Genomic DNA, 21,023 nt, shown 5'->3' with positions numbered 1-21,023 from the left:
CTGCCCTTGGAAGAGACAAGGGATTGTTCCATAAGCATTGAATCATGATGCAGGCCAAGACGGGACAACAGAAGGTAGAGGCGGGAAAGGGTGGTGCGGAACGAGCTGCGGAACGAGCTGGGGATGCGCTGTGGGACGAGCGGCGGAACGAGCTGGGGATGCGCTGTGGGATGAGCTGGGGGATGCCGGTGGAAGATGGCTAAGGCAGCGAATCCTGCATTTGTGCAGGAATTTACGCTGTTTAAGCCGCGATCTGATGCAATTCCTGCAAAAGTGCATCATTTTTGCTGATTTTTACCTTCCATCCATTAGCATGGCTTCAATTTCCTGCAGTTTCGCAGCAATTTAGGCAGTGGAGGAAATGTCACAAAGGAATACTGTATTTTCGCAGTATTGTCGGCAAGTCACCAAGTCGCGTTGCGAAAAGCGGGGCGGGGCTGTCTCCAAGTAGCTAAATCTGCTTATGGGACAGCCCCTTGTTGCGATCTGGGCGACCCGGAACGAACCCGGAACGATGCAACGGAACGCAAAAAAACGCATGGCCGGGTAGGGGAACAGAGGAATAAGCGGACCCAAAGGTAACCGATGTCCGGGGCAGGGAAGGCCGAGCAAAGCGCGCACCCGCAGGGGAAGACGGCGGCCGCCGTTTCATTTTAGTTCGTATATACAGCCGGCGGGACGATGTCTACTTTTATTTTGTGTTGCTGTAATTGATCGATAAAGCTTTGCGACGCGTGGGAATCCGTAATAATGGTTCCGATGTCCCGGGCGCTCGCGAACGAAGATATCGAGCGCTTCCCAAGCTTCGTGTGATCCAGAAGCCCGACGACTTGAGAGGAAGCCTGTACCATGGCCCGCTTCAGGTCAACTTCATAGACGTTGAAGTCCATCATTCCGTCTTCCAATGTAAACCCGTGAGCGGAAGTATACATCGTATCAATATGGATCTGGCTCAAAACGGAACTCCCCAACATGCCTTCCAGACCAACGGAACCGGCTCGGATGACACCACCAACCACAATAACCGTGAAATTCGGATTTTCTTTCAGTTCGAGAGCCGAGTAGATTCCATTAGTTACGACGGTAAGGCGGATCTGCCTGCTTGTGAGAGCTTTGGCCATCTCCAGCGCAGTGGAGCTTGCATCGAGCAGGATACACTGACCGTCTTGCGGCAGCATGGCCGCATTGCTTCCGATGGCCGATTTTTCTTCGTTATTTCGCTTCTCCCGCACGGCGAAGGCGGTGTCCGTTTGCATGTCTTCTGCAATCATGGCGCCGCCATGGGTGCGTTGCAGCAATCCTTCCTCTTCCATCATTTGAAGATCGCTTCGCAGCGTTGCCTCCGACACGGCAACGAGGCTGGACAATTCCTTCACCGTAGCGCGTTGCTTCTTTTTCAAGTACTCTAAAATTTTACTTTTTCTTTCCGCAGGAAACATCTTCTCCAATTGAGATCACCTTTTCAAGGTTGTTGTATTAGCTTGTGCCCATCATAACAAACAAAACCGAATTGTTCAAATAAAACTGCGCTGAAATGAAAAACCAAAACAGCAATAAATAATAAACGGAAAAATACGAAAATAATAACGAAAATGAAATTGACAAAACGAAAATAAATGATAGGATATGTGTAAATAAAACAAGAAATGAAGGTGGGGCCTAGGAAGAAAAGTTCAGGAAAACATGTCGATGTTTTGTAGCTTATTCTTATTTCTCGTCAATGAAAGTTTGACAACGGTTTCATTTTCAAGATCGGGGGAGTAATCGTGAACAAAATGTTAAGAATGATGGGGCTCTGGTTGTTGGTGCTTGTCTTATTCATGTCTGCCGCATGCTCATCGGCGGGCGATAACGCAGGAACCACGACGGCAAAGCCCCCTGAGGCCGAGAAGCGAGCCTCTGGCACAGAGTTCAGTTGGAAGCAATTCGATGGCCATGAGATTCAAGTGATGCTGAATCAGCATCCGTATGCTGAAGCGATCATACAGAGACTATCTGAATTTGAAGCCAAGACGGGCATCGCCGTGAAGTATTCCGTTACGCCGGAGGAGAACTATTTCGATAAGCTCACGACGGCATTGAATTCCCGCAACGGCAACCCGGATGTCTTCATGACGGGATCCTACCAATTGTGGGAATACGCTCCGGCGGATTATGTTCAGTCCCTGGATGAATATTTGGAAGATAAGGAAATGACGGACCCGGAATACGATCTCGATGATATCTACAAGGGAATTTTGGACGGCGTCCGCTGGGACCGGAAGCCGGGGCATCCTGTCGGAACGGGCAGCTTGTGGGCGCTGCCGCTCGGCTTCGAAGCGAGTGTTCTGCTGTATAACAAGAAAGCGCTCGCTCATGAAAATTTGAAGCCGCCCGCAACATTCGATGAATTGATCGACACCGCCTCGCAATTGAACGGTTGGAACGGTGATGGCTCATATGGCATCGCCGTTCGGGGCACCCGTTCCTGGGCCACGATCCATCCCGGCTATATGACCGCGTTCAGCCTGAATGGCGCGCAAGACTTCGCGGTTGAATCCGGGAAGCTGGTGTCCAGACTGGACAGTCCCGAATCGATTGAGGTAACGAAGAAATTTGCGGAATTGGTGAACAAAGCAGGGCCGAAGGATTGGACGAACTATACATGGTATCAAGTGTCCACCGATATCGGGGCGGGGAAAGCAGCCATGGCATTTGACGCGGATATTTTCGGTATATTCCAGGGTCAGGAAGGCGCATCCGCGGAATCAGGCAATATCGCGTTCGCCCCGCCGCCCGCCATGAAGATCGGGCAGGATGTGGGGTCGAATGAATGGATCTGGTCCATTGCCATGAACAGTTCCTCGAAGCGGAAGGAGGCGGCATGGCTCTTCATGCAATATTTCTCCGGCAAAGAACATACACTGTGGGGCGCGATCCAGGCGAGCGTCGTTAACCCGGTCCGTCAATCGGTATGGGACAATCCGGAGTTCATTGATCGTATTTCTATGTTCGAAGGTTATGAGGCCACGTTCAAGACCATTATTGATCACACATCGATTAAATTTACGCCGCAACCGGAATTTTTCAACACTACGACCGAATGGGCGGCTGCGTTTCAGGATATCGTCACGGGGCAAGCGCCGGCGGAAGAGCGGATGAAGAAGCTGGCTGAAGACATCAATAAGCGCGTAGCGAGGATTCGAACGGCAGAGTAAGCGGAGGGCCTCAGAGATCAGAGGGACCATCAACTGTCTTGCTTCTGATGTCTTAATGAAAGGAGGGCTCTCATGAGCTCGGTCGACAAGTATCGGGAGGCCCCGGCGGTGCCGCATGCTGATTCGGCAGAACACAACAACGCTGCCAATGCGATCAACATACCATGGAGAAGAAAGGCGCGCCCGTACCTCATCCTGGCGCCGGCGCTGCTTCTGACCATCGGCATTCTTATCCCTTTTTTTACTTCCGTGTATTATTCGCTGACGAATTATTCGTTTAAATATCCGGACGCTTCCTTCGTAGGATTGGAGAACTGGACGAGAATGTTTCGTGATCCGTCGTTCTGGCACAGCGTATCGGTGACCGGGCAGTATGCGTTTTTTGCAACCGCGATTGAAATGCTTCTTGGAATGGCAATTGCGCTGATGTTGAATCGGGACAATATGTTGTCGCGGGCGTTGCGGATGGTGCTTATCTTCCCGTTAATGATTGCGCCGGTCGTGGCCACGCTCATCTGGCAGCTGATGACGAACTCTTCCGTAGGCGTGATCAGCCGCTGGCTCCGTGCCATTGGAGTGACCGATTTTTTGTGGGGGGCCGATCCGGCTACAGCCATGTTCTCTGTCGTCTTGATTGACGTATGGGTATATACGCCGTTCGTTATCATTCTCGTATTGGCAGGTCTTCGTTCCTTGCCCAAGGCGCCATTTGAGTCAGCGATGATAGACGGAGGCTCAGCGTGGTTCACCTTCAAGACATTGACATTGCCGATGATTAAGCCTCTACTCTTCATTGCGCTGTTATTCCGCATGATGATATCGCTTCAGGAATTCTCTATTATTTTCGCCTTAACCCGCGGCGGACCCGGCGATACGCTCATGACGCTGCCGCTTGCGGCTTATAATGAAGCATTTATCTATAAGGAAATGGGGAGTTCCCTGCCCTATATGGTGATTCTATGGATCTTCGTCTATGTGGCGAGCCATTATATGATCCGTTATTGGAGCCGCGCGCAACAACGGGCCTCTGGCAATTAGGAGGGTGACGATGGAAATAACAAAGAAACTGACAAGCTTGTTGAAAAATTCAGCGCTCGTTCTCTATGCGGCATTTGCCTTGTTCCCCTTGTTGTGGATGTTGCTGATCTCGTTCAAGTTCGATCGGGAAATGTACGATACGGTCTTCGTGTTTACGCCCACATTGGAAAATTACCGGATGCTTTTTTCAACGGGAGAGTACCTGGGTTACTTCGTGAATAACGTAATCGTCAGCGTAGGGGCGGTGCTGCTGTCCATCGCCGTCGGCGTACCGGCGGCATACGCTCTGGCGCGATTCGATTTCAGAGGCAAGGAGAATTTGGCTTTCACTTTTTTGTCCTTCCGCTTCGCGCCTGAACTGCTGGTCATTCTGCCGCTGTTCCTTATTTATCAGAAAATAGGACTGTATGATTCGTATTTCGGATTGATATGGGTGTATCAACTCATCTCGCTTCCGTTCATCATCTGGATTCTCAGAGGGTATTTCGAGGATATCTCGCCCGAGATCGAGCATGCGGGGAGAGTGGACGGATACTCCTGGCGGCATGTGTTCATGAAGATCATGATGCCGCTAGTCAAGCCGGGGATGGTGGCTGCCGGACTCCTGTCATTCATTTTCGTATGGAACAACTTTACATTCGCGCTGCTTCTCGCGGGCCAGGGAATCGTCACTTCGACGGTGGCTTCATTAAAGTATATTTCTTCGGATACGGTTCACTACGGGCAAATGGCGGCCGCCGTTACCTTGTCCGCGTTGCCTGAGGTGGTTCTGGCGCTGCTCATTCAGAAGCATCTGGTTCGCGGATTGAGCATGGGAGCCGTCAAGGGATAGGAAGCTTGCGAGGAGGGAAACGGATGGCGGATATTTTACTGGAAAATATTACGATGAATTATAAAGGGAAAGCGGCTTTGAACAATGTATCGCTTGAGGTGAAGGATAAAGAGTTCTTTGTCGTATTCGGCCCGGCCGGAGCAGGCAAGACGACATTATTAAATGTGATCGCCGGGATTGTCTTGCCGAGCGAAGGGGTTGTCCGCATGAACGGCAACGTTATCAATGCGCTGGAGCCGGAAGAGCGCAATGTAGCTATGGTATTCGAGAACTATGCATTGTATCCGCACTTGACGGTGTTCGATAATATGGCTTCCCCCTTGCGCAGCCCCACATACCTCGAGCCGGATAGCGTCATCCGGGAGGAGGTTCGACGCGTGGCGCGTATTCTGCGTATCGACGGGCTGCTGGAGAGGCTTCCCTCGGAGCTCTCGAACGGTCAACAGCAGCGGGTGTCGTTGGGACGGGCTCTCGTAAGAAAGCCGGAGGTGTTCTTGATGGACGAGCCGTTGACGCATCTGGACGCCAAGCTGCGCCATCAGATGCGGGCCGAGTTCAAGGAGATGCAGCAAAGCTTGAATACAACCACCATTTACGTAACGCATGACTATCTCGAAGCGATTAGTCTGGGCGATCGGATAGCGGTCATTCATCAGGGCCGAATCGAACAAGTCGGCAAGCCTGATGATATCTATTACCGGCCGGCCACGGAATATGTAGCGGAGGCATTCGGCGAGCCGGAGATCAATTTGTTGGATGCGGATATCATACGGAGACCCGAAGCTGCTTATCTGAATCTCCTGGGGGACAGCGACCACTTCTCCGTTCCGGATGACATGTTAGAGCGGATAGATCAGGCGGGTTGCACGGTTGTCCGCGTAGGCTTCCGCCCGCGAGATATCTCCTACTCCTTCGAAGGAGATCCGGAAGGAGCGCTTGAAGCCCGAATCTACAGCTTCGAACCTCTGGGCGCCAAGGTGATACTTACCGTGGAACGGAACGGCCGGCAGATTCGACTGACAGCCCCGGCTGATCTGGAATGTTCGATGGATGAGCCGATCTATCTGACATTCAACACAGCGGAGGCTCTGTTCTTCGATTCCAGTACGAGATGCTTCCTGGGACGCTCTGGCGAGAAAGGGGGCCGTAAGGATGGCGGAGCTCATCATTAAAGATTTGTGCAAGGCGTACACCAAAAATAAAAAGCAGGTGCACGCCGTCCGAGCGCTCAATCTCATCTGCCGCGACGGAGAATTTATTGCCCTCTTAGGTCCGTCGGGCTGCGGAAAATCAACCACATTGCGTATGATTGCGGGCTTGGAGAACATCTCGTCGGGGGACATTATGATCGGCGGCAAGTCGGTCAGCCGATTGCATCCAAGCAGGCGCGGTGTCGGTCTGGCCTTTGAAAATTATGCGCTGTATCCGCCGTTGACCATTTACGAAAATATTGCCTTTAATCTGCGAGCCCGCAAAATACCGGAAAGTCAAATCAAGCAGGAGGTTAGCCAGATTGCGGAGCTGCTCCACATTACGGATCTCCTGCCCATGAAGCCATCCGCATTATCCGGCGGCCAGAAGCAGCGGGTCAATATCGCGAGAGCCATCGTCAGACGGCCCGGAGTACTGCTGCTGGACGAGCCGTTATCTCATCTCGACGGCAAGATGCGTCAGACGATGAGGACAGAAATCAAGCGGTTGCATACCGAAATGAAGACAACGAGCATCATCGTCACACACGATCAATCCGAGGCGATGGCCTTGGCCGATCGGATCGCCATTATTAATGAAGGAGTGCTTCAACAGTACGGCACCCCGCTGGAGATATACAACCACCCCGTCAATGAATTTGTTGCCGGATTTATCGGGGAGCCGCCGATGAACTTGTTCCATGTGAAGACGGTGCAATCGCAGGATAGGCTTCAGTTCCAGATCGAGGATTCCGAGCTGGTCTTTCCTGTACCTGACAAGTACATCCAGCGGGTGAGAGCGTCCGAGACCTATCGCCTCGGCATTCGTCCGACCGATATTTACCCGGTTGACGGGGACTCTCCTTGCACGTTGTCAGCCCGTGTAAGCATCTTCGAGCATCTGGGCGAGGAGAACCGCATTCATATCCGCATTCGCGAGCAACTGCTTAGTCTGATTACAATGCAGGATACCGTGTACCGGCCAGGGGACGAGATCCGACTGTTATTCCGGGAGGATCGCATCCATCTCTTCGATCCGCAATCGGGTAACCGGATCTGAGCAGGTCTTCTGACGGAATCGGATCATGCGAATCGAAGGGGGAGAACCATGATGACGAACGAATGGGTCGAGACGTTGGAAAGGAAAGCCATCATTCCGAAGACAATGAGAGCCATTGTCGCTTATGCGCCCGGCGATTATCGGCTGGAAGAAGTGCCGGTTCCCGAGATCGGAGAAGGCGAGATTCTGATCAAGGTAGAAGGCTGCGGGATATGCGCAGGGGATCTGAAGGCATTTGAAGGAGCTCCGAGCTTCTGGGGGGACGAGACTCAGCCCGCTTACATTAAAGCGCCGATGATACCGGGGCATGAATTCATCGGCCATGTGGCAGCGCTTGGACCCGGGGTAGAGGGGTTCGCCATTGGCAACAGAGTCATATCCGAACAGATCGTGCCTTGCTGGAAGTGCCGATTCTGCAATCGGGGGCAGTATTGGATGTGCGAGAAGCACGACTTGTACGGCTTTCAGAACAATGTGAATGGCGGCATGGCCGAATATATGAAGCTGCCGAAGGAAGCGATCAATTACAAGGTGCCTGCCAATCTTCCTTTGGAGAAGGCGATTTTGATCGAACCTTTTGCCTGCTCGTACCATGCGGTGCAGCGCGCACAGATTCAGTTGGGGGATATCGTCGTGTTGGCCGGAGCCGGAACGCTTGGGTTAGGGATGATCGGCGCGATTAAGAAATCGGGTCCGGGGAAGCTGATCGTTCTTGATTTGTTCGAGGAGCGGCTGCAATTAGCCAAGCAGTTCGGCGCCGATCTCGTATTGAATCCGAGCAAGGACGATGTTGCGTATATCGTGAAGGAGCTGACCGGCGGGTATGGCTGCGACATCTATATAGAAGCTACCGGTGCCCAGAAGTCGGTAGAGCAAGGGCTTGCCCTGATTCGCAAGCTCGGCCGCTTCGTGGAATTCAGCGTGTTCACTGACCCCGTAACCGTAGACTGGAGCATTATCAGCGACCGCAAAGAACTGGATGTGCTCGGTTCGCATCTGGGGCCATACTGCTACGAGCCTGTCATTAAGGGCATTGCCAACGGGGATCTTCCCACGGAGGGCATCGTCACGCATCAACTGCCGCTGGACCAGTTCAAGCGTGGATTTCAACTGGTGAAGAGCGGATCGCAATCGTTGAAAGTCGTACTCATCCCCTAGTCAGCGAAGAAAGCCCAATTCCCATCATGAATCATGAACAGAAAGGAACATGGCCATGAAAATCGGATTAGGTTCTGACCATAATGCGTATGCGATGAAAGAAGAGATCAAGGCGTATGTGCAAGCGCTCGGTTACGAAGTGCATGATTACGGCTGCAGTTCCTGCACGGAGGTGGATTACCCGGACGTTGCCTTCCGGGTTGCCGGCGATATCCTCTCCAACAAGATCGCGAGAGGAATCTTGATATGCGGGACAGGTATCGGCGTGGCTATCGCCGCAGGGAAAGTCCCGGGTATTCGCGCTGCCTTGTGTCATGACACTTATTCAGCGGAACGGGCACAGAAGAGTAATGATGCGCAGATCATGACGATGGGCGCGAAGGTTATCGGCGTTGAGCTGGCCAAGCAGATCGTCAAAGTATATCTGCAAGCGGAGTTTACCGGCGGCAATTCGGCGAGAAAGGTTCAGCAGATTAATGATAAAGAGCAGGATTTCTTGAAAGGGGCTGCATACCATTGAAGAAATTGATTAATGCTCCGAATGATGTCGTGGAGGAAATGATAGCAGGCTTCGCAGCGGCTCATCCGCAATATGTCCGACGGCTTCCGGAACATAGTCGTTCGCTCGTCACGGCGAAGGACACCGTGGAAGGCAAGGTTGGCATACTCATTGGCGGGGGAGCCGGCCATGAGCCTGCATTCATGGGCTATGTCGGGGGCGGGATGGCGGATGGCGTGGCGGTAGGCAATATTTTTGCTTCTCCGCCGCCCAATCCGATTCTGGAGGCGGCCAAGGCGATTGATAAGGGTGAAGGGGTCGTGTTTATTTACGGGAACTATGCGGGCGATGTGATGAACTTCGGCATGGCGGCGGAATTGGCCGCCCTTGAGTACGGTATTCCTGTAGGGGTGGTGATCGTAACGGATGACGTAGCCTCCGCCCCGACGGAAGACAGCGAGAATCGTCGCGGCATTGCGGGGGAGTTTTTGGTGACGAAGGTGGCAGGGGCTGCGGCGGCCAAAGGATATTCATTGAGCGAAGTCGTCATCGTGTCGAATAAGGCGAATGCGCGGACTCGGAGCATGGGAGTGGGTCTGACTCCGTGTTCCTTGCCCCAGACGGGACAGCCCAGCTTCGAGCTGGAAGCGGATGAGATGGAGATCGGCCTTGGTCATCACGGGGAACCGGGAATCGAGAAAGGGCCTCTGCAGACGGCCGATCGGGTAGCTGAACGTCTCGTTCATGATATTTTGGCGGATATGCCGCTCGAGCCAGGCTCCCGGACTGTCGTTCTTGTGAATGGACTCGGTTCAACGACGCGAATGGAGTTGTATATCGTGTTCCGGAGAGTCGAGCAATTGATGTCGGACAGAGGAATTATCATTCATCGTTCTTACGTAGGCGAGTACAGCACATCTCTGGAGATGGGAGGGTGTTCGGTTACGGTGTTGCATCTGGATGATGAACTGGAAGAGTTGATCGATTACCCTGCCGACTGCCCCATGTATGTGCAGAAGTGAGGAGGCTCGGTCATGAACATGACGGCGGATGATCTGAAGATGTATTTGACCCATGTTATCGCTGTAATGGAAGAGAATAAAGATTACTTATCCGAGTTAGATCGGAAGCTCGGCGACGGCGATCATGGGGTAACCATGTCGATCGGTTGGCAGGCCATCGGCGAACAATTGCGCGGTGCATTGAAGGACGAACAGGATTGCGCCAAGATTTGTACCGTTGCGGGACGCGTGTTCCTCTCTGCGGTAGGTTCTTCCGTGGGACCGCTCTATGCTATGGGGTTTCTGCGGGGCGCCAAGGCCATCCAGAACGTAGCGGTGCTGCGCGACGAGGATCTGGTGCGTTTTTGGGTCGCTTTCATGGAAGGAATCAAGGAGCGAGGGAAAGCGGAGATCGGCGACAAGACGATGATCGATACGCTAGAGCCAGCGATCACCGTGCTGCAGATCCGTTACCGGACGACGGGCGAGTTCAGGACTGCATTCGCCGACGCGGTATCGGCAGGCAGACGCGGGATGGAGGCGACCAAGGATATACTGTCGAGAAAAGGAAGGTCGAGCCGGCTTGGGGAGCGTTCTCTAGGTATTCAAGATCCGGGAGCAACATCCGCTTTTCTGATTCTTCGCGCGTTCCTGGACGTGATAAATGCCCAGGTCGGATCGCAAGCGGCTATTCCCATACGTGAGGGAGTGTGTACCATTGATAAGGAATGCGGAACGCAATGATGTGGTGGGCCAAATGTATATGGATTTTCTGGCGGTTACACAACAGGCAGCCATCGCCGCCTCTCTCTGGATAGGCAAGGGATGCAAGCAGGAGGCAGACGAAGCGGGCACGACAGCGATGAGGGAGAACATGAACCGGATCGGCATGCGCGGACGGATCGTGATCGGCGAAGGGGAGATGGATGAGGCGCCGATGCTCTATATTGGGGAGCAGCTTGGCACCGGACAAGGGCCGCGAGTCGATATTGCCGTAGATCCTGTCGAGGGCACGAGCTTGATGGCGACGGGACAGGACAATGCTATTGCCGTCATCGCCGTTTCATCCGGAGGCAGTCTGCTGCATGCTCCCGATATGTACATGAAGAAATTGGCGGTGGGACCGCAGGCGGCAGGCCGCATTCATTTGGACTGGCCTATGTCGGAGAATGTGCTCTCCGTGGCCGATGCACTTGGCAAAAAGGTGTCCGACATTACGGTCATGATTCAAGACCGCCCCAGACATGATGAATTGATCCGCGATGTGTTGGATACGGGAGCCAGAGTCCGATTATTTTCCGATGGCGACGTGACCGGAGCTATTGCGACAGCGATTGAAGAATGCAATGTGGATATGCTGGCGGGAACGGGAGGAGCGCCGGAAGGTGTGCTTGCCGCCGTGGCGCTGAGATGCCTCGGAGGTGATATTCAGGCTCAACTCCTTCCGCAACATGACGGAGAGTATGAGCGATGTATTCAGATGGGGCTGCCTCAGCCCGGCACAATCCTGACTCTCGACGATATGGTACAATCGGACGACTGTCTGTTCGTTGCCACAGGCATCACGGATGGCATGCTTTTGCAAGGAGTGCGACAGAGGAATGGAACCGCGCTAACCCATTCTTTTATCGCCTACGGGGGCAGCCATGCGAAGTTCCAGTTCATTGAATCCTATCATTAAGCTGGATGCGGCCTCGCGATTCACAGAGATCACAGACCGGTAAGGAGGAGGAGCGTGTGCGACAGAGAGGAATAGACATTGACGAGCGGTGCGTGAACACGATTCGAACATTATCGCTTGATGCCATCGAGAAGGCGGGATCGGGACATCCCGGCATGCCGATGGGAGCGGCCCCAATGGCTTATGCGCTGTGGAGCCGGTTCATGAGCGTCAGCCCTGCGAATCCGGGATGGTGGAACCGGGATCGCTTCATTCTATCTGCCGGACATGGTTCGATGCTCTTATACAGTATTTTGCATTTATTCGGCTATGACTTATCCCTGGAGGAATTAAGACAGTTCCGCCAATGGGGAAGCAGGACGCCCGGGCACCCCGAATATGGATATACCCCTGGAGTGGAGGCGACAACGGGACCTCTGGGCCAAGGCATTGCGATGGCAGTGGGCATGGCCATGGCTGAGCGGCATCTGGCGGCTGTGTACAACCGGGACGGATTTCCGGTCATTGATCACGATACGTACAGCATCTGCGGAGATGGCGATCTGATGGAGGGCGTGGCGGCGGAAGCGGCTTCGCTGGCTGGACACCTGAAGCTGGGCCGCCTGATCGTCATGTATGACTCCAACGATATATCGCTGGACGGCGAACTCTCGAAGTCGTTCACCGAGGATGTGGCGGGCCGCTTCCGTGCCTGCGGCTGGCAGGTGATTCGGGTCGATGGCGGGAACGATCTCGAAGCGATTGCCCAGGCCCTGGCCGAAGCCAGGGCCAACGCGGAGCAGCCAACATTAATCGAGGTGAAGACGGTTATTGGCTACGGATCGCCGAATAAGGGAGGCAAGTCGGATGCGCATGGCGCCCCCTTAGGCCCGGATGAGGTCAGGTTGGTCAAGCAGCAGTATGACTGGCCTTCAGATGCCGAGTTTTATATTCCAGAAGAGGTGAAGGCCCATTTCCTTGAACTGCAAATGAAGGGAGAACGCGCGGAACGGCAATGGAGCGAGCTGTTCGCCCAATATGCGAATGCGTATCCGGCCCTCGCGGCACAGCTGCAATTGGCGATGGATGGTGGCCTGCCGCCGGGGTGGGATTCCATGGTTCCCGTGTATCGCGCAGGGGAAGACAAGCTGGCGACACGCGCTTCCGGAAGCGAGACGCTGCAAGCACTGGCCAGCCGCGTTCCTCAGCTGCTGGGCGGATCAGCCGACCTGGCTTCGTCGAACAAGACATTGCTGCAAGGCGAAGCGGACTTCAGCCCGGCTGACTACAGCGGCCGCAACATCTGGTTCGGCGTGCGCGAATTTGCCATGGGCGCCGCGTTGAATGGAATGGCCTTACATGGCGGCGTCAAGGTGTTCGGAGCTACGTTCTTCGTCTTCTCCGATTACTTGCGCCCGGCGATTCGCTTGTCCGCGCTTATGAAGCTGCCTGTCGTGTATGTGTTCACCCACGACAGTATCGCGGTCGGCGAAGACGGGCCGACTCACGAACCGATCGAGCACCTGGCTTCCTTGCGCGCCATGCCGAATCTGTCCGTCTACCGTCCTGCAGATGGCAATGAGACGGCCGCCGCTTGGAAGCTGGCGCTGAGCAGCAAGGATCGTCCCTCTGTCCTCGTGCTTACACGGCAGGAGCTGCCTACGGTGGTTGATCAAGCGACTGCCGATGAAGGAGTAAGGCGTGGAGCTTACATCGTGGCACAAGCGGCGGGGGAGCCTCCTCACGGCCTATTACTGGCTTCCGGCTCCGAGGTGAGTCTGGCGCTTGATGCCCGGAAGGCGTTGGCAGCTCGAGGATTGCATGTGGTGGTCGTCAGTATGCCGAGTTGGGACCGATTCGAGCAGCAACCGGACGATTACAAAGAAACGGTGCTGCCCGCCAAGGTCACGGTGCGGCTGGCCATAGAAATGGGCAGTTCGTTGGGCTGGAGCTACTATACCGGTCCGGAGGGGAGCGTGCTCGCTATCGATCGATTCGGCGCATCGGCTCCTGCGGGCCGTTTGCTTCAGGAATATGGATTTACCGTCGATAATGTGGTGTCCGAATTCGAGAGGCTGCTTCCAAAAAACGTCCCGGATCTATGACCATACGGGCATTTTTATGAAGATGAATGAGTACGTAATAGAAAGACGAGGGTCTAGCGTAAATTGCACCTTCGTCTTTTTTTTGGTATGACATAGTTAAGAGCTGTACGGATTGGGTATTCATATTCACGGCATTCATGGGAGATGAGAGAATGCACGTCGAGGAGGGAGCAGGGATGCATTTTTATCCGCTCGGAGATGCCGCGGTCGTGGTGGAATTCGCTACGGTCATCGGACCGGCATCTCATGAACAAGTCCGATTGTTGTCGCTATATCTCGATCATCATCCGATCCCTGGAATGATCGAATATGTCCCCGCTTTTACCACGGTGACGGTATTTTACGATCCAGTGGTGCTGCGATATGCAGAGGTGCAAGCGAAGCTGGAGCGGGCCGTAGCGCAGACGGCAGAGATGCGGTTGGACAAGAAAGTGCGCACCGTCGAAATTCCGGTATGCTACGGCGGCACATTCGGTCTCGATCTGGAGGATGTCGCCGCGCATAACCGATTGACGGGGGATGAGGTTGTGCGCATTCATAGCAGTGCCGAGTACCTGGTATATATGATCGGGTTTGCACCTGGATTTCCATATCTCGGCGGTATGCCGGAGCGGATTGCCACGCCGAGGCGCTCTTCCCCGCGTCTGGCGATTCCGGCCGGATCGGTCGGGATTGCCGGGATTCAGACGGGGGTCTATCCCATTGTCACGCCAGGCGGCTGGCAGTTGATCGGCCGGACGCCGGTTCCGCTATTTCGCCCGGACATGACTCCTCCGACCTTGCTAAGGGCGGGGGATACGATACGCTTCGTCCCGATATCCGAGAAGGAATACGAGAGCTGGGAGGGGGAGCCGATATGAGCATCCGGGTTGAGGCGGCAGGCCTGCTTACGACGGTACAGGATAGCGGACGCTTCGGATTCCAGAAATACGGCGTGCTGGCGAGCGGCGCCATGGATACGGTGGGGCTCAGACTGGCCAATCTTCTGGCAGGCAATCAGGAAGGGGCGGCGGCTCTGGAGATTACGCTATTAGGGCCCAAGCTTGTATTTGAAAAGGCGGCCGTGATTGCCCTGGCGGGCGGAAATTTGTCCCCAGCCGTGGACGGTGTGTCCCTTCCACTATGGCGGCCAATCTATATACCTGCTGGCAAAACGCTCACCTTCGGCAGGGCGGTGTCCGGCTGCCGGATCTATCTTGCGGTCGCAGGGGGGATTCACGTCCCGGAGGTGATGGGCAGCCGCAGCACGTATTTGCGGGCCGGCATGGGCGGGTTCTGCGGCCGGGCGCTTCAGACGGGCGATGTGCTGGAGACGGGATCGTCGATGTTATGGCGGGACATGGCTTCGGACGGGGCCGTCGTGCTTCCGTGGGGGGCCAGTCATGAGCTTCGTCCGGCATATCAGGACCATCCGGTGCTGCGCGTGGTGCGCGGACCAGAATATTATCGCTTCGATGAGGGGAGCAGACGGAAGCTCTGGACGGAGCGCTTCCGCGTCACGCCTCAATCTGACAGGATGGGATACCGGCTGGAAGGCGTGCCGTTGGCATTGGCAGAACCGCCGGACATGATCTCATCAGCCGTTGGCGCGGGCACGATTCAGGTGCCGCCGGAAGGCAACCCGATCGTGCTGCTGGCGGACCGGCAGACGGCTGGCGGATATCCACGCATCGCGCATGTGATTAGCATCGATTTGCCGCTGATTGCCCAGGTGAAGCCGGGTGGGCAGCTACGGTTCGAAGAGGTTTCTCTGGAGGAAGCACAGGAGTTATATGTGATGCGGGAGCACAGCATCGCTCAATTCAGGCAGGGACTGGCCCTGCAAGCCCGTTAGGAGGGGGTGGCATGTACAAGATAGACATCAACTGCGATATGGGAGAAAGCTTCGGCGCCTACCGGATGGGGACGGATGAGGAGATTTTGCCGTTCGTCACCTCGGCGAATATTGCCTGTGGCTTCCATGCCGGCGATCCGTCGGTCATGAGGAAGACGGTGGCCGCGGCGCTTGCGCACGGGACCGCCATCGGGGCGCATCCGGGATTGCCTGATCTGGCGGGCTTCGGCCGCCGCAATCTCGACATCACTCCGGAGGAAGCCTATGACATTGTCGTATATCAGGTTGGCGCTTTATCCGGATTCGTCAAGGCGGCAGGCGGGAGCATGCGGCATGTCAAGCCGCACGGCGCCCTGTACAACATGGCCGCTGCCCGCCGGCCGTTGGCCGATGCGATCGCTCGTGCGGTCCATGACATTGACCCGGAGCTCATCCTGTTCGGCCTGTCTGGCAGCGAATTGGTCCGAGCGGGGCAGGCCGCGGGGCTTCGAACCGCGCATGAAGTATTTGCCGACCGGACGTACCAGGCGGACGGTTCACTGACCTCGCGCCGGGAAGCCCATGCGTTGATTACGGACACAGAGCAAGCGGTGCAGCAGGTTGTTCGCATGGTGCGGGAAGGCGTTGTCCGTTCCGTACAGGGCCATGACGTGGCGATACAGGCCGATACGGTCTGCATTCACGGCGACGGCGCCCATGCGCTGGCCTTTGCCCGCAGCCTTCGGGAGCGGTTGGAAGAGGCGGGTATTGCGGTTCAGCCTGTGAAGTAGAGAGGAAGCATAGTTGGATTGGGGGAGTTTCGGTGACCTCGTTCGAACGGGTGGAGCCTTGGGACAGGAGTCCTTTGCCGCTCCTGGCGGCATGGTTCGAGGATGAGGAAGCGAGTGCGGGAACGAAAGGACGGGATATTTCGGTTGGAAATGGTTCGGTAACACGTTGAGCAATGACACCCTGTACGATGTGAATGGATGCGCGAAGTGATGGAGCGTTGCATATACGGACTCAACAAGCACTATATTATGAAACTGCAAAATGTGGTAACTTATAGATATAGATTTAACGATAGAGAAGCCCCCATGTTCTAGTGCGAATGTATAGTGCACATGAATTTCCCGGGGGATTCGCACCATAAAATTTCTATATTATAGGTAAAGTCCATTTTATGGTTTGTTGTAAAGGTGAGAAATGACCTTCTTTAGATTGATTCTATAGCTAATTTGATTTGTTTAATCATAACAAGAACGAAAAATGATTGGAACAATCATTTTTCGCTGTCGCATCCTACGCGGATGCGTGGATTGAAATTCGATCTCCTCGCCCGTCTCTTCCTCCAGCCACTTGTCGCATCCTACGCGGATGCGTGGATTGAAATAGGATTGTTAATTACAAATGCTGCTGCTGCAACGTCGCATCCTACGCGGATGCGTGGATTGAAATCCCTTTTATACTGGCGCGAACGCATGCATCCAGACGTCGCATCCTACGCGGATGCGTGGATTGAAATGTCATGAACAACATCGGTTTATTTCGGAGATTTAGTCGCATCCTACGCGGATGCGTGGATTGAAATAGGAACGAGGGGCCCTACCTTTCGTCACATCTCAGTCGCATCCTACGCGGATGCGTGGATTGAAATCATTTTACGTGCGCAAATATCGGCGTACAGCGCTTGTCGCATCCTACGCGGATGCGTGGATTGAAATCTAATTTAGCATTACCCTTGATTCTGTCCGCAAGGGTCGCATCCTACGCGGATGCGTGGATTGAAATCGAATGCACAAGTGCGATCAACTCCCCGTATGTCGTCGCATCCTACGCGGATGCGTGGATTGAAATTCCGTTTTTTAAGGTGAAATCAATGAATTGCGTCAGGGTCGCATCCTACGCGGATGCGTGGATTGAAATCATCCATCGATGTACCGTAACCGCAGTATCATGTCGCATCCTACGCGGATGCGTGGATTGAAATATGGGGCGATCGTCTACGCGGTTCCATACGTAGAACCGTCGCATCCTACGCGGATGCGTGGATTGAAATTGGTAGAATAAAACTGAGGAGGTGCGGAAATGTCCGAGTCGCATCCTACGTGGATGCGTGGATTGAAATGTGGACCTCTCCAAGCAGCTCAAGCACACATTGAGCGTCGCAGCTTGCGCGGACGCGTAGAAAACAGTATGAAACCCAAAAAGCATCTACCCCCGTATCAAAAGATGACGTGGGGGTGGGATGCTTGTCTTTTTTTATAGAACATACGTTCCCTGACAGATTGTTGTCACTTTCTTCAACCATAATAGAGTTTAGAGTATCAATACGTAGGAAGGTGAGGATGTACGCAGCTATGAATACGACAGTTAGCGAGCAGCAACAATTGCATCCCAATGTGGTGCCATATTGGCGAATTTATCGTCTTTTCTCTGCATTGAAGCGGACTGCGCTGACAAGCATTCCTATCATCGTTTGTTTGATGTGGTTGCCCCAATGGAAGTGGATTATATATGTTTCTGCAGCTTATCTTTTGCTTCATTGGAGCAAGGACTTATTCTATATCATATATGGAGTTCGCTTCAGCTATGCCCGAAGAAGTTACGTTCTGACAAAGGATGAAATTGTGATTCGGTGGGGCAACATATGGTCCGTTAATTCATCGATTATTCCACTTAGCCGTGTTCAGCATGTAGATATTGAACAGGACGTCATTCAGAAAAAGCTAGGCATATCTGAAGTCGTTATCGTTACGGCAGGTGATGGGACTGGCATTGTCGGTTTATTGGAAGATGATGCGAATAAACTGAGGCGCCAGGTTATTGAACTGGCCAAGATAGGTGAGACTGATGCATACAATTCATAGGCAACATCCGATCAAGATTGCCGTACATTTGTATCGAACGATCCGCTACATGATCATCCCCTATACTCTCTTGTTATTCAGGGAGATCAAGGCTGGCACAGGTCAACAGCCTTATTGGGTATATGGGGTGGCTGTCGTTATTGCTCTATCTATCTTGCTGTGGTCTGTTATTTCTTGGTGGAAAGACACTTATCAGATTGGGGAATCTGAAATCGTCATTCAAAGAGGTGTACTTATCACCACCCAGCGAACAATTCCGCTGGAGCGAATAACGAATATATCGATAGAACAGACTTGGACCGATCGACTAGTAGGTTCGGCTACTGCCGAATTGCACACTTCAGATTCGAACGAAGAGGCTGATGCTAGGTTCGTATTGACTCGACGCAACGCAGACATGCTCCTTGCCAAAATGAATCGACCGATGTCGGGTGTCTCGAACCAAGCGAAGCCGAATTGGGTCCTTCAACCCAAGGATATTTTGATGAGGGCAATTAGTTCCAATTCGTTCTGGCTAGGGGTTCCTCTATGTCTCACTATCGTAACGTATGTATGGGAGTGGGTTGAACCAAGCACGGAAGAAGGAGTAAGCCTGATCCGTTTTTTTCAAGATGAAATATGGAAAGAAATATTGACGACGGAGCTTATCCCCGTTCTGCTTGCGCTTCTTGGCATTATTGCCTTGTGCGTATTCGCGTCTTGGTTGTTGTCTTTGGCCATGATGCAAGTTCGCTATCACAAATGGTCCGTTATCCGAGACAGTGACTATATTCATATCCAGTACGGATGGTATGAGAGGAAATCAATCTCTCTCCGCACTACGAAGATTCAGTCGATCCGGGTCAAGGAGCAGGTGTTCAGTCGTTTTTTTGGTTATGTGTCCATCTGGATGGACAGCGTAGGGTATGCAGGGGAGAAGAAGGTGAAACTGCTGCTGCCCGCGATCCACTGTTCAGAGATGCATGCTGCATTGGAGATGCTGTTGCCCGAATTTACAATCGTGACCCCGCAGCGTCATTTACCAGCCGGAAAGGCGATGTATTTTGTGTGGCTTCCGGTCATAGTTGTAAGCCTTGTCATAGTAGTCTCCGCAATTTTGTCGCTGTGGGCATGGTTGACGATTCCGTTCGCGGCAGCAATATATTGGCGAGAAAGCCGAAAATATTCGGGAACGCTATGGGAAGTTCATGGGAATCAATGTGTGATCGCGAAGCCGGGTCTTACGCGAACTACAGTCTATGTACAGCGCCAATCGATCCAATCGATAACTTCTCGTCAAACTCGGATCCAACGCATATTTGGCATTTTCCAGATTGAACTCGTGATAGATTCCCCATCCAAAGCGAAGGAATACGTCTTTACGGGCGCATCCCAAGAGGATGTACAGCAGCTCTTATATTGGTATAAAAATAGAGGAACTTCCAAATACCTATGGATTGTTAATGAGGAAAAGGTTGTTTAGTCCGATTTTTTTTGCAGAAGAAGGCAGGTAGACCTATAGATGATGTCGAATATCCAATATTTATAGGATATTATGAGAGCATCTGGAGGAGAGTACAACGATGTCAGATAAAATGATTCGGCTCATGAAAATGGTCATAGCCATACAGGCGAATCCTGGCATATCGGCGCAGGAACTGGCCGACAAATGTGAAACTTCCGAGCGAACCGTATATCGGGATTTGAGAATACTAGATCTTGTCGTGCCTATAACGAATGATGGATACGGAACAGGATATCGCTTTATAGGCAATTTTGCGATGTATCCGCTTAATTTTACAGAAGAAGAGGAGATGGTCTTCTCTATCCTCCCTTCCATGTTGGACAAAAGCAAGCTTTCGCCCTTGATCGATTCGGTTTACGACAAAGTCATGGCGACGCATGTCAAGGAGAAGCAAAAACGCAGGGAAGCAATAGAGAACTTCACGAATCTAATTCAGATGGGAACGCCTGCTTACAAGGCAGATGATGATAGTCCCAATTACCTACTCCCTATTATGGAAGCGATTATAGCCGAGAAGACACTTCGTGCAGTATACCATACCCAAAGTCGCAATACAGTGACAGAGCGCGAGATCGATCCGTACTGTCTTGTCCCTCGCGAGCAACGCTTCTACTTAATCGGGTATTGTCATCGGAAGCAGGACATTTTGATGTTCCGCATGAGCCGGTTTCATGGCGTCGAAATGACGACTAAAAACTTCGACAAAGGCGACTTCGACATCCACCACTATATGAAGCATACTTGGTCGGTACATCGGGGCGATTCGCTAATTACGTTCAAGGTCAAATTTCAGCCCGATGTGGTCAGATATATCAAGGAAGAGGAAATGTTCGTGCGCCCCAAAATGACGGACTTGCCCGATGGAAGCTTATTGTTCGAGGCGACAGTCAACCATGAGCAAGGCTTCCTGAATTGGCTCGCCCAGTATGGCCCGTCTGCCGAAATTCTGGAACCGCTATCAATAAGAAAGCAGTTCATCGAGCGGTTACAGCGTTGGATGGAGATTTATAACTAATGCATCATCTGGAATATATAAGTTCCCTGACATTCAGTTGTTACCTGTGGGCGGTACAGTAAATACGAGAGGTGTAGAAAG

Annotated in this window: 20 protein-coding genes and 1 CRISPR repeat array; of the genes, 19 read left to right on the top strand and 1 reads right to left on the bottom strand. The window is 53.1% G+C overall.

Features of this window, described 5'->3' with window-relative positions; all coding sequences use genetic code 11:
* Nucleotides 1-44: 44 nt before the first annotated feature.
* Nucleotides 45-203, top strand: coding sequence for a hypothetical protein (locus DQX05_RS30540; protein WP_182914621.1), 159 nt, complete (start codon nucleotides 45-47; stop codon nucleotides 201-203).
* Nucleotides 204-653: 450 nt separating this feature from the next.
* Here the strand turns inward: DQX05_RS30540 and DQX05_RS04935 are convergent, their stop codons facing one another.
* Complete coding sequence (locus DQX05_RS04935) at nucleotides 654-1,439, bottom strand: DeoR/GlpR family DNA-binding transcription regulator (RefSeq protein ID WP_119791464.1); 786 nt, start codon at nucleotides 1,437-1,439, stop codon at nucleotides 654-656.
* A gap of 336 nt (nucleotides 1,440-1,775) precedes the next feature.
* On the opposite strand from DQX05_RS04935, the gene DQX05_RS04930 reads away from it, so the two are divergent.
* The 18 genes from DQX05_RS04930 to DQX05_RS04850 all read left to right on the top strand — a co-directional run bounded on the left by DQX05_RS04930 (nucleotide 1,776) and on the right by DQX05_RS04850 (nucleotide 20,942).
* Nucleotides 1,776-3,197: an ABC transporter substrate-binding protein gene (locus DQX05_RS04930; RefSeq protein ID WP_259391780.1), complete on the top strand. Its 1,422-nt coding sequence runs from the start codon at nucleotides 1,776-1,778 to the stop codon at nucleotides 3,195-3,197.
* Between the two features lie 72 nt (nucleotides 3,198-3,269).
* A complete protein-coding gene (locus DQX05_RS04925) occupies nucleotides 3,270-4,235 on the top strand; it encodes a carbohydrate ABC transporter permease (protein WP_119791389.1) in 966 nt (321 codons plus the stop codon).
* 10 nt (nucleotides 4,236-4,245) lie between these two features.
* Nucleotides 4,246-5,067 carry a carbohydrate ABC transporter permease gene (locus DQX05_RS04920; RefSeq protein ID WP_119791387.1) on the top strand — a complete coding sequence of 274 codons (822 nt, stop codon included), beginning with the start codon at nucleotides 4,246-4,248 and terminating at the stop codon, nucleotides 5,065-5,067.
* Between the two features lie 23 nt (nucleotides 5,068-5,090).
* Nucleotides 5,091-6,239, top strand: coding sequence for an ABC transporter ATP-binding protein (locus DQX05_RS04915; protein WP_119791385.1), 1,149 nt, complete (start codon nucleotides 5,091-5,093; stop codon nucleotides 6,237-6,239).
* Complete coding sequence (locus DQX05_RS04910; protein WP_119791383.1) at nucleotides 6,220-7,317, top strand: ABC transporter ATP-binding protein; 1,098 nt, start codon at nucleotides 6,220-6,222, stop codon at nucleotides 7,315-7,317. Before DQX05_RS04915 ends, DQX05_RS04910 begins: the two co-directional genes overlap by 20 nt.
* A gap of 51 nt (nucleotides 7,318-7,368) precedes the next feature.
* Complete coding sequence (locus tag DQX05_RS04905; protein ID WP_119791460.1) at nucleotides 7,369-8,475, top strand: MDR/zinc-dependent alcohol dehydrogenase-like family protein; 1,107 nt, start codon at nucleotides 7,369-7,371, stop codon at nucleotides 8,473-8,475.
* Between the two features lie 55 nt (nucleotides 8,476-8,530).
* Nucleotides 8,531-8,995, top strand: a complete 465-nt coding sequence (rpiB, locus tag DQX05_RS04900) for a ribose 5-phosphate isomerase B (protein WP_119791381.1) — start codon at nucleotides 8,531-8,533, stop codon at nucleotides 8,993-8,995.
* Nucleotides 8,992-9,996 (top strand): dihydroxyacetone kinase subunit DhaK, encoded by a 1,005-nt coding sequence (locus DQX05_RS04895; RefSeq protein ID WP_119791379.1) that lies wholly within the window; start codon nucleotides 8,992-8,994, stop codon nucleotides 9,994-9,996. Before rpiB ends, DQX05_RS04895 begins: the two co-directional genes overlap by 4 nt.
* Before the next feature lie 12 nt (nucleotides 9,997-10,008).
* A complete protein-coding gene (dhaL, locus tag DQX05_RS04890; RefSeq protein WP_119791378.1) occupies nucleotides 10,009-10,719 on the top strand; it encodes a dihydroxyacetone kinase subunit DhaL in 711 nt (236 codons plus the stop codon).
* Nucleotides 10,720-10,732: 13 nt separating this feature from the next.
* A complete protein-coding gene (gene glpX, locus DQX05_RS04885) occupies nucleotides 10,733-11,656 on the top strand; it encodes a class II fructose-bisphosphatase (RefSeq protein ID WP_119791459.1) in 924 nt (307 codons plus the stop codon).
* 56 nt (nucleotides 11,657-11,712) lie between these two features.
* Nucleotides 11,713-13,740 carry a transketolase gene (gene tkt, locus DQX05_RS04880; protein WP_259391776.1) on the top strand — a complete coding sequence of 676 codons (2,028 nt, stop codon included), beginning with the start codon at nucleotides 11,713-11,715 and terminating at the stop codon, nucleotides 13,738-13,740.
* A gap of 152 nt (nucleotides 13,741-13,892) precedes the next feature.
* Nucleotides 13,893-14,600, top strand: coding sequence for a 5-oxoprolinase subunit PxpB (gene pxpB, locus DQX05_RS04875; protein WP_259391775.1), 708 nt, complete (start codon nucleotides 13,893-13,895; stop codon nucleotides 14,598-14,600).
* Nucleotides 14,597-15,574 carry a 5-oxoprolinase subunit C family protein gene (locus DQX05_RS04870; protein ID WP_119791372.1) on the top strand — a complete coding sequence of 326 codons (978 nt, stop codon included), beginning with the start codon at nucleotides 14,597-14,599 and terminating at the stop codon, nucleotides 15,572-15,574. The genes pxpB and DQX05_RS04870 overlap by 4 nt, the downstream gene beginning before the upstream one ends.
* An 11-nt stretch (nucleotides 15,575-15,585) precedes the next feature.
* On the top strand, nucleotides 15,586-16,344 hold the full coding sequence (gene pxpA, locus DQX05_RS04865) for a 5-oxoprolinase subunit PxpA (protein ID WP_119791371.1): 759 nt from the start codon (nucleotides 15,586-15,588) through the stop codon (nucleotides 16,342-16,344).
* A 32-nt stretch (nucleotides 16,345-16,376) separates the two neighbouring features.
* Nucleotides 16,377-16,514 (top strand): hypothetical protein, encoded by a 138-nt coding sequence (locus DQX05_RS30535; RefSeq protein WP_182914620.1) that lies wholly within the window; start codon nucleotides 16,377-16,379, stop codon nucleotides 16,512-16,514.
* Nucleotides 16,515-16,847: 333 nt separating this feature from the next.
* Nucleotides 16,848-17,681: a CRISPR direct-repeat array (repeat unit 32 nt; unit sequence GTCGCATCCTACGCGGATGCGTGGATTGAAAT).
* 232 nt (nucleotides 17,682-17,913) lie between these two features.
* Nucleotides 17,914-18,423, top strand: a complete 510-nt coding sequence (locus DQX05_RS04860; protein ID WP_182914619.1) for a PH domain-containing protein — start codon at nucleotides 17,914-17,916, stop codon at nucleotides 18,421-18,423.
* Complete coding sequence (locus tag DQX05_RS04855; RefSeq protein ID WP_119791367.1) at nucleotides 18,407-19,885, top strand: PH domain-containing protein; 1,479 nt, start codon at nucleotides 18,407-18,409, stop codon at nucleotides 19,883-19,885. The genes DQX05_RS04860 and DQX05_RS04855 overlap by 17 nt, the downstream gene beginning before the upstream one ends.
* Before the next feature lie 100 nt (nucleotides 19,886-19,985).
* Entirely contained in the window at nucleotides 19,986-20,942 is a 957-nt protein-coding gene (locus DQX05_RS04850) for a helix-turn-helix transcriptional regulator (RefSeq protein ID WP_119791366.1), read from the top strand.
* The last annotated feature ends 81 nt before the right edge of the window (nucleotides 20,943-21,023 follow it).

It is taken from the genome of Paenibacillus thiaminolyticus, assembly GCF_003591545.1.
In the GTDB taxonomy this organism is placed as follows: Bacteria; Bacillota; Bacilli; order Paenibacillales; family Paenibacillaceae; genus Paenibacillus_B; species Paenibacillus_B thiaminolyticus_A.
The sequence above is the reverse complement of the archived record's forward strand: the minus strand, read 5'-3'. Positions and strand labels throughout refer to the sequence as shown.

Excerpts from the sequence above, each read along its gene's own strand:
- DQX05_RS30540 (WP_182914621.1), top strand. The coding sequence starts at position 45 with ATGATGCAGGCCAAGACGGGACAACAGAAGGTAGAGGCGGGAAAGGGT.
- DQX05_RS04935 (WP_119791464.1), bottom strand. The coding sequence starts at position 1,439 with ATGTTTCCTGCGGAAAGAAAAAGTAAAATTTTAGAGTACTTGAAAAAG.
- DQX05_RS04930 (WP_259391780.1), top strand. The coding sequence starts at position 1,776 with ATGTTAAGAATGATGGGGCTCTGGTTGTTGGTGCTTGTCTTATTCATG.
- DQX05_RS04925 (WP_119791389.1), top strand. The coding sequence starts at position 3,270 with ATGAGCTCGGTCGACAAGTATCGGGAGGCCCCGGCGGTGCCGCATGCT.
- DQX05_RS04920 (WP_119791387.1), top strand. The coding sequence starts at position 4,246 with ATGGAAATAACAAAGAAACTGACAAGCTTGTTGAAAAATTCAGCGCTC.
- DQX05_RS04915 (WP_119791385.1), top strand. The coding sequence starts at position 5,091 with ATGGCGGATATTTTACTGGAAAATATTACGATGAATTATAAAGGGAAA.
- DQX05_RS04910 (WP_119791383.1), top strand. The coding sequence starts at position 6,220 with ATGGCGGAGCTCATCATTAAAGATTTGTGCAAGGCGTACACCAAAAAT.
- DQX05_RS04905 (WP_119791460.1), top strand. The coding sequence starts at position 7,369 with ATGACGAACGAATGGGTCGAGACGTTGGAAAGGAAAGCCATCATTCCG.
- rpiB (WP_119791381.1), top strand. The coding sequence starts at position 8,531 with ATGAAAATCGGATTAGGTTCTGACCATAATGCGTATGCGATGAAAGAA.
- dhaL (WP_119791378.1), top strand. The coding sequence starts at position 10,009 with ATGAACATGACGGCGGATGATCTGAAGATGTATTTGACCCATGTTATC.
- glpX (WP_119791459.1), top strand. The coding sequence starts at position 10,733 with ATGTATATGGATTTTCTGGCGGTTACACAACAGGCAGCCATCGCCGCC.
- pxpB (WP_259391775.1), top strand. The coding sequence starts at position 13,893 with ATGCACGTCGAGGAGGGAGCAGGGATGCATTTTTATCCGCTCGGAGAT.
- DQX05_RS04870 (WP_119791372.1), top strand. The coding sequence starts at position 14,597 with ATGAGCATCCGGGTTGAGGCGGCAGGCCTGCTTACGACGGTACAGGAT.
- pxpA (WP_119791371.1), top strand. The coding sequence starts at position 15,586 with ATGTACAAGATAGACATCAACTGCGATATGGGAGAAAGCTTCGGCGCC.
- DQX05_RS04860 (WP_182914619.1), top strand. The coding sequence starts at position 17,914 with ATGAATACGACAGTTAGCGAGCAGCAACAATTGCATCCCAATGTGGTG.
- DQX05_RS04855 (WP_119791367.1), top strand. The coding sequence starts at position 18,407 with ATGCATACAATTCATAGGCAACATCCGATCAAGATTGCCGTACATTTG.
- DQX05_RS04850 (WP_119791366.1), top strand. The coding sequence starts at position 19,986 with ATGTCAGATAAAATGATTCGGCTCATGAAAATGGTCATAGCCATACAG.